Here is an 11,624-nt window from a genome sequence, read left to right as displayed (position 1 = left end):
CAAAACGTCATGATCTACAATTACAGCACCTGTTAACTTCGCTATATACTTAGAAACTGTCGATTTTCCCGATCCAGGAAATCCTGACATTTGCAGAAAAAACAAATTAACTTCCCCTCTCATCCGCACTATTCATCTATATAATCAATTACAAATTCAACAATCATTACATCCATTCCTTCTATATTAAAACGCAAAAAGAACTCCCTACTTATAAATAGAGAGTTCCTCTTTATCATTTATGCTGCTTTTACCTTCTTTGTCGTTTTACTTTTTCTTTTCGCTCCTGTAAAACGTTTGTGCAATATAGATGCTACTAAGCGTGAAACAACATTGAATAGTAATACCATAATAATTAATACAGCTGCAGATTTTGTCGCAATTAACTTCGCATCCGGGATAATCCCTTCAGAATTTAACTTCCAAATGTGAACTGCTAACGTTTCAGCTGGCCTAAATGGATTTAAAGGATGAGCAGGACTTGAGAAGTCCGCTGCTGAATTTAAAATTGGAGATGTTAAACCCGCTGTGTAAATTAATGCCGCTGCTTCACCAAATATACGACCTGCCGCTAAAATAACACCTGTAATAATTTGTGGTAATGACGACGGGATAATAATACGAGTGATCGTTTGCCACTTTGTTGCACCTAATCCAAGACTCGCCTCTTTCACATTAGCAGGAACTTCTGAAATCGCGCTTTCACAAACACGTGTTAAACCTGGTAAGTTTAAAATCGTTAAAGCAAGGGCACCACCCATTACTGTGTATCCCCATCCTGTCATTGTAACGAACACTAACAAACCGAATAAACCAACAACAATAGAAGGTAAAGATGCCATTGTCTCAATACATAAACGAACAAAGTTTAAAAAACGTCCTTGTTTTGCATACTCTGCTAAATATATTCCAGCACCTAATCCAAGGGGAATAGATATAATAAGCGTTATAACAAGCATATAGAATGAATTGAATAACTGCGGACCAATCCCACCACCGGCTCTTGTATTGCTTGGTTCTCCAAACAAGAAATTAGGATCCCAAAAACCCCATCCCTTTTGTAAAATCTCAAATACTAAGAACACTAGTAAAGCTACAACTAAAGCCGCTACCGCATAAAAGATACCTGTCCAAACTTTATTTACCGTTCTTGCATTCATTATTATCGCTCACCTCTTTGCCCAATTGCTCGAATTACTAAAATAAACAGGAATGAAATAACAAGTAAAATCATTGCTAAAGTCCATAGCGCATTGTTCCAAGCAGTTCCGTTTAATGTATTTGTCATATCCATTGTCAAAATACCAGTTAACGTTGCTGTCGGACTATATATTCCTTCTGGTAATTTAATCGTATTCCCAATTACCATTTGAACCGCTAATGCTTCACCAAAAGCACGCGCTAAACCTAAAACAACACCTGTTAAAATCCCCTTTTTCGCAGCAGGAACAATTACTCGGCTAATCGCTTGCCATTTCGTTGATCCTAAACCATAAGAAGCTTCTAAATAATCAAATGGAACAGAGCGTATTGCATCCGAAGCGATACTAGCAATAGTAGGTAAAATCATAATACTTAATACAACAATACCTGCAATTAAACTAAAGCCCACTCCCCCAAACGAATCGCGTAATAACGGTACTAAAATAGTAACCCCTAATAATCCGTATACAACCGAAGGAATACCAACTAATAATTCTAAAACAGGCTTCAATACTTTATTTCCAAACTTCGGCGAAATTAAATTCATGAATATAGCAAGAGCTATAGCAATTGGCGCACTAATAATAACCGCACCTAACGAAACCACCGTTGAGCCTACAATGAAAATTACAGCCCCGAAAGTTCCCTCATCAGCATTTGGACTCCATTTTGTCGATGTTAACATCTCAGTAAACGAGATACCACTTTGCGTAAAAGATTGAATTCCTTTACCGCAAATAAACGCAATAATAGCTAATGTAACTAAAACAATAAAAATACCACAAAACGTAACAAGTGATCTTCCTATATATTCACTTTTCACGTAATTAATTTGTTTTTTCCCCTTCATCACAGGACAGACCCCACTTCATAAATTGAAATGAACAGGACTGGCCTTGCAGCCAGCCCCATAAATTTTATTACTTATTTAATTTAGACATTGGAATATAACCCATATCTTCTACTTGCTTTTCAAAATCTTTACCTTTTACGTAGTCAATGTAAGCTTTTGTTGCTTCTTTTGCCTCACCTTTCGTTACCATGTACTCGTAAGACCAGAATGGATATTTACCAGACGCAATGTTTTCAACTTTTGGTTCAGCACCATCAATTTTCACTGTTTGTAGCGCACCTTTTTTCTCGCCAACCATATAAGACATTGCTAAATAACTTACTGAACCTGGAGTAGAGTTAATCGCTTGCTCTACTGCACCGTTAGAATCTTGTGTAGTACCAGTTCCATCATTAATTTTCGCGTCTTTCATAATTGTTTTTTCAAATGTAGCACGTGTACCAGAAGAAGCTGGACGATTAATTACGTTGATTTTTTCATCTTTCCCGCCTACTTCTTTCCAGTTTGTTACTTTTCCAGTAAAAATATCTTGTACTTGTTGTACTGTTAAATTATCAACTTTTACATCTTTATTTACGACAAGTGCGAATGCAATACCCGCTACCTTGTTATCTACTAATTCTTTCGCCTTATCAGCATCTTTTATTTTATCTGCAGATGGAACATCTGAGTTACCAATTTGGACTGCACCAGAAGCTACTTGGTTAATTCCAGTTCCACTACCGCCACCTTGCACTTGAATAGAAACGTTTGAATTTTTCTCCATAAATTTCTTTCCAGCTTCCTCTGCAAGAGGTTGAAGTGCTGTAGAGCCTGCAGCTGCTATCGTACCTGACAATTCTTGTTTTGCATTATCGCTTCCTTTAGCATCTTTACCTGATGTCTCTTCCGCTTTTCCACATCCCACTAATGAACCCGCTACCACTAAAGCTGCTAAAGAAAATTTAATACCCTTTTTCATAACCATGTCTTGTACCCCCATTTGGATTATCACTTTTCACATTTGTCTACTTCTTTCGAACACAAATTCATTGTAGGACAATAATATTATGTGAGTGTTAAGCAATTTTTAATTTTAAGTAAATGACGATAATAATCCTTAAAAACTAGGAATCCCAACATTTATAGTTAAAGAATCCAACAAAATCCACACTAATTAAGCCGTAATGTAAATTTATTCTTAACAATGTAAATTCAATGTAAATATTTTTCGCTCTTTTTCCCTCTTAGTTAAAGTTACATTTACAATTCCACTGTATTTCGTTACTTTTACGCGCCTAATTTATGTACATTACACAGAATTTCAGTAATATTTTTTAGTACAACTAAATAAATTGGAACAATTCTAAAAATAAATGAATATTTTTAAAGTACCAATTGACAGCATCATCCAATGTAGTCTACTATATTACTAACAAAAAGTTTACCTAAGGAAACTTTTTAAACTCCAACTAAAAATATAGAGATGAGGTAACTTTTATGGTATCGGCTAATACAAAACCACTTTCCGAATTTAGAACAGGAGAGTTTGTAGAAATTGAGAAGATACAATTAGAAGGAACTATGAAACGACGTTTATTAGATTTAGGATTTATCCCTGGGGCAACAATTAAAGTATTACAGCGCAGTCCACTCGGAGATCCGGTCGCTTATCAAGTAAGCAACACAACTATTGCACTACGCAAAGAAGAAAGTTCCCTTATTTTCGGGGTATTAATAGGAGATGATTTCAGATGAGCAAACATCGTATTGCTTTAGCTGGTAACCCGAATACCGGGAAAAGTACATTATTTAATACTTTAACAGGCTTAAAACAACATACTGGAAACTGGACGGGAAAAACTGTTTTAAAAGCTGAAGGGGAATATGAACATAACGGAAGTAAATATACATTAATAGATTTACCTGGAACTTACTCACTATATTCAAACTCTGCAGATGAAGAAGTAGCAAGAGATTATATTATATTTGAAAAACCAGAAGTAACTGTAGTTGTTATAGATGCAACTGCTATGGAGAGAAATTTAAATTTAGCACTTCAAGTGATGGAAATGACGAGAAACGTAGTCATTTGTATTAACTTAATTGATGAAGCTGAGAAAAAAGGCATCGTTATCGATGAAAAGAAATTAGCAAAATCACTCGGTGTACCTGTAGTTAAGATTTCCGCTCGTAACCGAGTTGGCATCGGTCATTTACTAAGCGTCATTGCTAAAGTAGCAAACAAAAAACTAATTCCAACACCAATTAAAATTTCTTACAGCGAAAAAATCGAAAATATGATTCAGGAATTAGAACCAAAAATTTATAAAGTGTTCGGCGATACGTATCCAGCACGTTGGATTGCGTTACGTATATTAGATGGAGATAAAAACTTCTTAACTACACTCCAAAAACACCATAATGAACCACTTGTAAGGGAGGTCGTAATAAATGGAATCTCACTCAGCCAGTAAAGCTCTTCCATTGGACTATATTATTCAACATGCGCAAACACTATCAAAAGAAGATATACGAGATGATATTGTCGGAGATATTTACCGAACATCTGCAAGCATATGTAAAGAATCTGTTCAATATACAAATACTGATAAATTGTATCGTTCTGAAAAACTAGATAAAATTTTCACATCTCCAATATGGGGATTCCCAATTATGCTCGGTATTTTATCTATCATTTTTTATCTTACAATCGCTGGTGCTAACGTACCATCTGATATGATTGCTGAGTTTTTCGGATGGGCCGAAGGATATTTAACATCTTGGTTCCAAGCAGCACATGCACCTGAATGGTTACATGGTATTTTAATACTTGGCTTATTCCGCGGTATCGGTGCTGTTATTAGCGTTATGTTACCACCTATGGCCATCTTTTTCCCGATGTTCGCACTATTAGAAAACTACGGATACTTACCACGCGTTGCGTTTAATATGGACCGCTTATTTAAACGCTCTGGTGCACATGGCAAACAATCTTTAACAATGGCAATGGGCTTTGGTTGTAATGCAGCAGCCATCATGTCAACACGTATTATTGAATCACCACGTGAACGTATGCTTGCAATCTTAACAAACAACTTCGTTCCTTGTAACGGTCGCTGGCCAATGTTAATTTTAATGGCTTCATTATTTATGGCTGCTGGTTATACAGGTAGTATGCAAACATTAGTTACTGCTGGCGTTGTAGTTGGAATGGTTGGAATTGGTATTATTATGACATTAACTGTTTCTTGGGTACTATCAAAAACAGCTTTAAAAGGTGTTCCAACTCACTACACACTTGAGTTACCGCCGTATCGTAAGCCAAAGGTTTGGAATACAATTGTGCGTGCAACACTTGATAAATCAGTCTATGTTTTAAAACGAGCTGTAGTTGTAGCTGCTCCTGCGGCTGCATTAACTTGGTTACTCGCTAATATTTTTATCGGTGACACAAGCTTACTTATGTATTTTGTAAACTTCCTAGATCCATTTGCTAAAATGTTAGGACTTGATGGTTTTATTCTAGCTGCGTTCATTCTTGGACTACCAGCGAATGAAATTGTTATCCCGATCTTATTAATGTCTTATTTATCAACTGGAGCTTTAACTGAAATAGATGATTTTAATCAAATTAAAAATCTATTCTTAGAAAATGGTTGGACTTGGTTAACAGCGTTAAACACAATGTTGTTCTCACTTCTTCATTTCCCATGTGGAACAACACTGGTTAACATATATAAAGAAACAAAAAGTGCCAAATGGACATTCTTATCGTTTGCAATCCCTACCGTTATCGCCATTGTTGTTACATTCCTCTCTACACAATTGGTACATTGGTTAGGGCTTGTATAAAAGCAAAGCATACATAGAAGGTATCCCCCTTCGTTTGCTTTGCACGAAAGAAACCTGAAAATCATTCAGGTTTCTTTTTTTGCGCATCAGTATTCCAAGGCTGCGCTCCATACATTGTGAGTTTTTTATGAATAAAGTATATGGCTCCTGGAAGAACTGCCATTAATATCGTGCAACTAATTCCTAATCCTGTAAACAACTCATATCACCTTATTTCACTCTCTTTGGTAATGCCGAACCTGAATGTTCAATTGTTGGATGAACATGAACGATAATTTCAGCATTACTAAAGTAATTTTCACCTTGATCCCAATTCTTACTTATTTTTTTCCACTCTTTATAATTATGCCTCTTATATACCTCTCCTAGTTCCAATACATCTACCTTATATTTTTTTTGAACAAGCTTAATCGATTTTTGAATGCGCTTCTCCATTTCTTCCGATATATCTTTCTCTAAACGATTTTCGTCCAAAACCTTTTTATGGTCACTAAAGTGCAACTCAGCCAATATACCTTCTAGATATAAATGAATATTAAACTTTGGTTTTTCAGCATTCATTGTAGATACTTTAATTTTCCGACGCAACTTATGAATTTCATAGGTAATTAGTTGATCCTTTTTACGAATGGTAAAAAAACCTCCAATTTTTTCACCTATTATGTAATTCATTCCCAATGTTTCTTCTCCACTCAAACTGCCTACACACTTATTATCCTTTCCACGAAACAACGCCGCCCCGTTCATTTGTACCCCCTGTTTTGTTAGTTCGAGAATAGGTAATACGAAACTCCGATTGGAAATCATCTTTTCCTGGACTTCACCAATTCTTGCAGCCTCAATCATTTGAGCATTTTTCGGAGGATGTTCAGCTAACATATCAATATATTGCGCCGGTAAATTTTCAGGTTTGGCACTTTGCTTTAAAATAGCTTCTGCATTTTTCTTAGAAACGAACAAACGAATATTTCTTCTCATCTCATGATCACGAATATATAGATCTAACGTATTTTGTAAAACATAAGGATTCGAAAGTAATTCTTCAGAGAAAATAATAACTTGTATATGCGGAAAAAATAGTGTACGACTAATTTTTTTGGCGATTATTCTTATTTGTTCAAACACACTATCCGCTTTCGCACTCACATTAATATAATTCTCATTATCTCCACTCCCTTGTCCACCCTGTTGCGACAATTTACTTGGAAGTACCATCTGATACGTTCCTTTCATAATTGGACTTGATTTCTTTTCCTTCACAAGGTCGTATGCTGCACCTACTACAAATCCCCTTTCTTCTATCTCCTCTAATTCAGAACACCCACTCAGAAATCCAACTACAAGCATAACCATTATAAATTTAAGAAGGTGTCTCATTTCCACCATTCCTTCTTTTTATTTTATATACAATTAAAACGAGCAAAGGCGCTAACACAACAAACCCCATATCTATCCAAGCTAAATAAGTCCCATAACTTGATAAAGCATTCAAACTACTCGGTACCATATTCACCATAAAAATAATAGGGGCACTTACAAAAATAAAAATATGCTTCTTCACTTTAGGAAACATTGCGCAAAACAATAAAGATGCGACGTCGTAATACATGGCGGTCGTGTTATAAATAGTAATAATCCAAGTTGTAAAAAAAATCGCATCAAACCTTTCTAAAAATCCTCCACCAATTTCAATTTCTTTCCCTAATTCAATTGTTGGATATGTTAATCCACGTGTTGTCATATACGTAAAAACACTAATACAAGTTACATAAATTAAAATGTATGCCAACACGTTTACCATTACAGCTTTCGCAACTGCCATTGGTGCTTTTTTCGCCGTCTTATCGTTTAACAGCACCGCATAAAACAGAGCTACTTCAAATCCAATAAATGTAAAAATAGAATTTTTAACTCCAACAGCATATTCATTTACTTCTGTTTGAAAAGCTGGTAGTAAATTATTTATTTCCATTAAATTTATATTCAATAAAGAAAGAAGCACTATCGCAATTAAAACAATAGGTAAAAATAGAATATTTAACCTTAATAAGGCCGCTCTTGATCCTGCTATTCCGTAAATAACAACTAGTAAGAAGAAGAAAGACAGTAGTTGTATCGGTGTCTCACTAAATAAATACGTTTGAGAAATAATTGAAATCATTCTCGATTCATATGCTGTCAAAGCAGCAAACGTTAATACTAAAATGCTACTAATTGTGTATGCAACAGGCTTTGTCAAATGTGCACTTGTATATTGAACAAAGTTTTGTTTCGGAAATAAGATAGCTACCCTCGTTACAAACCAACCTAAAACTGCACATACCAATCCACCCAAAAGTAAAATAATCCAACCGTCCGAAAATAAAGTTTGGTTAGCGATATCTCTTGGCATAGACAATGCCCCGATGCCAATGATGGTCGATGATACTGCAAACCCAATTTCCCGAGATCCAATCTCTTCATCGCCATACTCAAATGGTTTCAATTATTTTCTCTCCTTTGGACGTATTGTAGAATCTTTTGTCTGTAAGTACTCTGGTCTATCTTTCAACATCGATTTTGGCATACGTATAAATTCTTCTTTCCAATCTTTATAAAATGCAGGAGCAATTGGAGTCGTATACGGTACACCAACACTTGTTAAATTTGTAATATGAACAGCAAGTGCAATAAGGGCTAAAATAATTCCATACAAACCAAAAGCAGTCGCTGCTAATACAAAGACGAAAAGTAAAATACGAAACGTAATCGTAATGCTATATACAGGGAGAGAAAAGGTAGCGATAGCTGTAACCGCAATAATAATAACTAAAAACGGATTTACAATTCCTGCGTTCACCGCTGCCTCCCCGATTACAAGACCACCTACAATCCCAATTGTTTGCCCCATTGGTTTCGGCAACCTAATTCCCGCTTCTCGTATTAACTCCATCGTTAATGCCATCATTAATGTTTCTATATAGGCAGGAAACGGCACGCCTTCCCTCGCCCCAGCAATTGAATACGCCAGTTTAGAAGGAATAAGTCCTTGGTGATATGATACGAGAGCTACATACATCGCTGGCATTAAAATTGCAACTATACCAGAACCCATCCGCAAAATTCTTAATAAAGTCCCAATGACCCAACGCTCATAATGATCTTCCACAGATTGAAAAATATCAACAAATACTAGCGGAGCTATAAGGGCGAACGGTGATCCATCCACTAAAATAGCCGCCTTTCCTTTCGCTAATGAAGCCACAATATTATCAGGCCTTTCCGTATTCAAAAACTGCGGAAACGGCGACAAATTATTATCTTGAATTAATTGCTCAATCGTACCCGTCTCAAAAACGACATCTGTCACTATGGATTGAAGACGCCGATCCAGCTCTTTTACAATGTAAGGATTAATAATGTCTTCTATATATACTAACGTCACTTCTTTTTGGGATCTCTTCCCCATAATATAAGATTGAAATCTCAGCTTTGGGTCACGTAAACTATGGCGAATTAACATTTTATTCACGTTAATATCTTCATTTAATCCGATCCTCGGTCCACGTATTAAATCTTCTGTTACTGGCGGTTCTAAACTTCTTTTTTCCCAAGCTCTACTATTAATTACGATAGCGGTTTGAATATTATCAATTAATATAACCGTATCTCCCGCTAAAATCGCATTTATAATATCCGGAAACGTTGTCTTCTTACCAACTTCCGCAATAGAAATAAAACGATCCAATAACGTCTGAACGACAGCTGCTTCATTTTGTACTTCTTCATATTGAAGTGTACGAACTACATATTTATAAACATTATCCTTATCTGTTAACCCACATAAAAAAATAACAGCACAGCGTGTAAAACTACCAGCAAGGGCCACTTCCCTAATTGTTAAATCATTAGGCGAACCTAACTCATCCCTAATTTCTTTCATAACTTCAAATAAGTTACCTTTTAGCTCTAACAAAGTCCCCCACCTAACTTCCTTTTCAACAAGTTTTTAGTTAGATTCCGCTAATAAAAGAAAATATATACAAAAAAGAGCTATCTCTTTTCAAAGATAGCTCTAGTTCACGGATTACTTTTCTACTATTATATTGTCTGCTTTTAAAGACACATTTTTCGTGAATCCACTAACGATAAACATTACAAGCATATTCATTAACAATGCGACTATACCTACATTTAAATCTTTTATATATTGAGGAAAACTTGGAAACATCGTAGCTATAGTTGAACCAGATAAAGTAATATATGCAACTACTAACAACCCAATTCCCATTCCCGCAATTGCCCCTTGTTTCGTAATAACCTGACGCGGAAACAAACTACATACAAGCGCAGGGAAAAGTTGTGTCACTATACTATATCCCATTAAAAGAAGTGCTCCTATCGTTTCTCCACCTTTAAAAGTGAACAAAACAGCTACAAGCGTTACTACAGGAACAAATAATTTCGCTGCTTTTGCAACTTGTCGATCCGAAGCAGATGGGACCATTGTTCGGTACATATTTTTCGCTAATAATGTAGAAGCGGCCATGACAAGCATGGAACCCGGAACTAATGCGGTTAAAACCCCAGCACTACCAATAATCCCAATAAACCACGGATCAAAAGTTTGAAGAGCCAGACGGAATAACGAAAGGTCTACATCCCCTCCCTTTAATCCAGGCACTTGCAGTATAGCAGCAAAACCTGCAAAGAATACGAAAAGTAAAACTAAAGAATAAAGTGGCATAATGGCCGCATTTTTACGAAATACTTTTTCGTTTTTGGCAGAGAAAGCAGAAGCGAATGTATGGGGCCACATATAAAAACCGAGAGCTGTTAATACAATAGTAGAAACAAACCAAGAAATGCTCATTCCTTCATCAGGTAAAGATAAAAAACCTGGTTTTGCTGCTTCTACAGCTTCAAACATCGGCTGAAATCCTCCATAATAATGGTACGGTAAATATATACCTAAAAACATAACGATAAACAGTATCATAATATCCTTCAAAGCGGCCGTCCAAGCAGAGCCGTGTATACCTGAAACCATTACATATATCGTTATGACAATTGCACCAATCCACACTGCAATAACTGGTGATACCCTTCCGTAAGATGCTTCCGAAACGATAATCCCTAATCCTTTTAACTGTAAAACAAGGTATGGGATAATCGAAATAACCCCAATGATAGAAACGATAATGCCAAGTGTCTGACTCTTATATTTCTTCACAAAAAAATCTGGCTGCGAAACAAGATTATGCTCTTTCGCATACTTCCAAACTGGTGGTAATAAAAAGTAAGATAAAATATAAGCTAATGCGCCATAACCTAAAATATAAAAAGTAGGCGCTCCTTTACTATACGCCCATCCACTTCCGCCTAAAAATGTGAATGTCGTATAAATTTCACCTGCCATAAGAAGAAAAACAAAAATAGTGCCAAAGCCTCTCCCTCCAACTGACCATTGCTCTAAATTCATATCTTTTCCATGTTGCGCTCGAATTCCTAAAAATAGTGCAAGAAACAAAAATAAAATAACGATAAGTAATGCGGTCATTTTACATCCCCCTTATTCGCAGGATCAAATACGTACACAATCCCCATACAAAGAGACGTAATGAGCACCGATAATAATATCCAAAATAATAAAAATGGCATCCCTAATATGTAAGGAGTAACTGAATTAGCAAATACGGGTCCAATAACTAAACAAAAAACTGGAATAAGCGCTAATAGATGTATTTTCTTCATC

At 35.9% G+C, this 11,624-nt stretch carries 12 protein-coding genes and 1 pseudogene (1 of these 13 only partly in view); 3 read left to right on the top strand and 10 right to left on the bottom strand.

Translation table 11 applies throughout. From position 1 onward, the window contains the following. The 4 genes and pseudogenes from AAG068_RS03705 to AAG068_RS03690 all read right to left on the bottom strand — a co-directional run. A pseudogene (locus AAG068_RS03705) lies at positions 1–105 on the bottom strand (AAA family ATPase) (it extends 464 nt beyond the left edge of the window). Positions 106–239: 134 nt separating this feature from the next. After that, positions 240–1,160 carry a phosphate ABC transporter permease PstA gene (pstA, locus tag AAG068_RS03700; RefSeq protein ID WP_342718212.1) on the bottom strand — a complete coding sequence of 307 codons (921 nt, stop codon included), beginning with the start codon at positions 1,158–1,160 and terminating at the stop codon, positions 240–242. Positions 1,161–1,162: 2 nt separating this feature from the next. After that, positions 1,163–2,053, bottom strand: a complete 891-nt coding sequence (gene pstC / locus AAG068_RS03695; RefSeq protein ID WP_000676681.1) for a phosphate ABC transporter permease subunit PstC — start codon at positions 2,051–2,053, stop codon at positions 1,163–1,165. 70 nt (positions 2,054–2,123) lie between these two features. Then, on the bottom strand, positions 2,124–3,023 hold the full coding sequence (locus AAG068_RS03690) for a phosphate ABC transporter substrate-binding protein PstS (RefSeq protein ID WP_000245119.1): 900 nt from the start codon (positions 3,021–3,023) through the stop codon (positions 2,124–2,126). Positions 3,024–3,535: 512 nt separating this feature from the next. On the opposite strand from AAG068_RS03690, the gene AAG068_RS03685 reads away from it, so the two are divergent. Genes AAG068_RS03685 through AAG068_RS03675 form a run of 3 tightly spaced genes read left to right on the top strand, consistent with a single transcriptional unit; the run spans position 3,536 to position 5,890 of the window. Continuing rightward, positions 3,536–3,793, top strand: a complete 258-nt coding sequence (locus AAG068_RS03685; protein ID WP_098669174.1) for a FeoA family protein — start codon at positions 3,536–3,538, stop codon at positions 3,791–3,793. After that, on the top strand, positions 3,790–4,512 hold the full coding sequence (locus AAG068_RS03680) for a FeoB small GTPase domain-containing protein (RefSeq protein ID WP_342718172.1): 723 nt from the start codon (positions 3,790–3,792) through the stop codon (positions 4,510–4,512). Before AAG068_RS03685 ends, AAG068_RS03680 begins: the two co-directional genes overlap by 4 nt. Further along, entirely contained in the window at positions 4,490–5,890 is a 1,401-nt protein-coding gene (locus AAG068_RS03675) for a nucleoside recognition domain-containing protein (protein ID WP_342718170.1), read from the top strand. Before AAG068_RS03680 ends, AAG068_RS03675 begins: the two co-directional genes overlap by 23 nt. A 61-nt stretch (positions 5,891–5,951) precedes the next feature. Here AAG068_RS03675 and AAG068_RS03670 read toward each other — a convergent pair whose 3' ends face one another. From AAG068_RS03670 to AAG068_RS03645, 6 genes are all read right to left on the bottom strand, one after another. Continuing rightward, a complete protein-coding gene (locus tag AAG068_RS03670) occupies positions 5,952–6,089 on the bottom strand; it encodes a hypothetical protein (protein WP_061658275.1) in 138 nt (45 codons plus the stop codon). 11 nt (positions 6,090–6,100) lie between these two features. After that, positions 6,101–7,267: a Ger(x)C family spore germination protein gene (locus tag AAG068_RS03665; RefSeq protein WP_342718167.1), complete on the bottom strand. Its 1,167-nt coding sequence runs from the start codon at positions 7,265–7,267 to the stop codon at positions 6,101–6,103. After that, positions 7,251–8,375 carry a spore germination protein GerLB gene (gerLB, locus tag AAG068_RS03660; RefSeq protein ID WP_342718165.1) on the bottom strand — a complete coding sequence of 375 codons (1,125 nt, stop codon included), beginning with the start codon at positions 8,373–8,375 and terminating at the stop codon, positions 7,251–7,253. The genes AAG068_RS03665 and gerLB overlap by 17 nt, the downstream gene beginning before the upstream one ends. Next, positions 8,376–9,812 (bottom strand): spore germination protein GerLA, encoded by a 1,437-nt coding sequence (gerLA, locus tag AAG068_RS03655; RefSeq protein WP_342719703.1) that lies wholly within the window; start codon positions 9,810–9,812, stop codon positions 8,376–8,378. 144 nt (positions 9,813–9,956) lie between these two features. Further along, on the bottom strand, positions 9,957–11,429 hold the full coding sequence (locus tag AAG068_RS03650) for a sodium:solute symporter family protein (protein ID WP_342718163.1): 1,473 nt from the start codon (positions 11,427–11,429) through the stop codon (positions 9,957–9,959). Then, entirely contained in the window at positions 11,426–11,623 is a 198-nt protein-coding gene (locus AAG068_RS03645; RefSeq protein WP_144656802.1) for a DUF3311 domain-containing protein, read from the bottom strand. The genes AAG068_RS03650 and AAG068_RS03645 overlap by 4 nt, the downstream gene beginning before the upstream one ends. Between the last annotated feature and the right edge of the window lies 1 nt (position 11,624).

Origin of the sequence: Bacillus paramycoides (genome assembly GCF_038971285.1) — a bacterium.
Lineage (GTDB): Bacteria > Bacillota > Bacilli > Bacillales > Bacillaceae_G > Bacillus_A.
The sequence above is the reverse complement of the archived record's forward strand: the minus strand, read 5'-3'. Positions and strand labels throughout refer to the sequence as shown.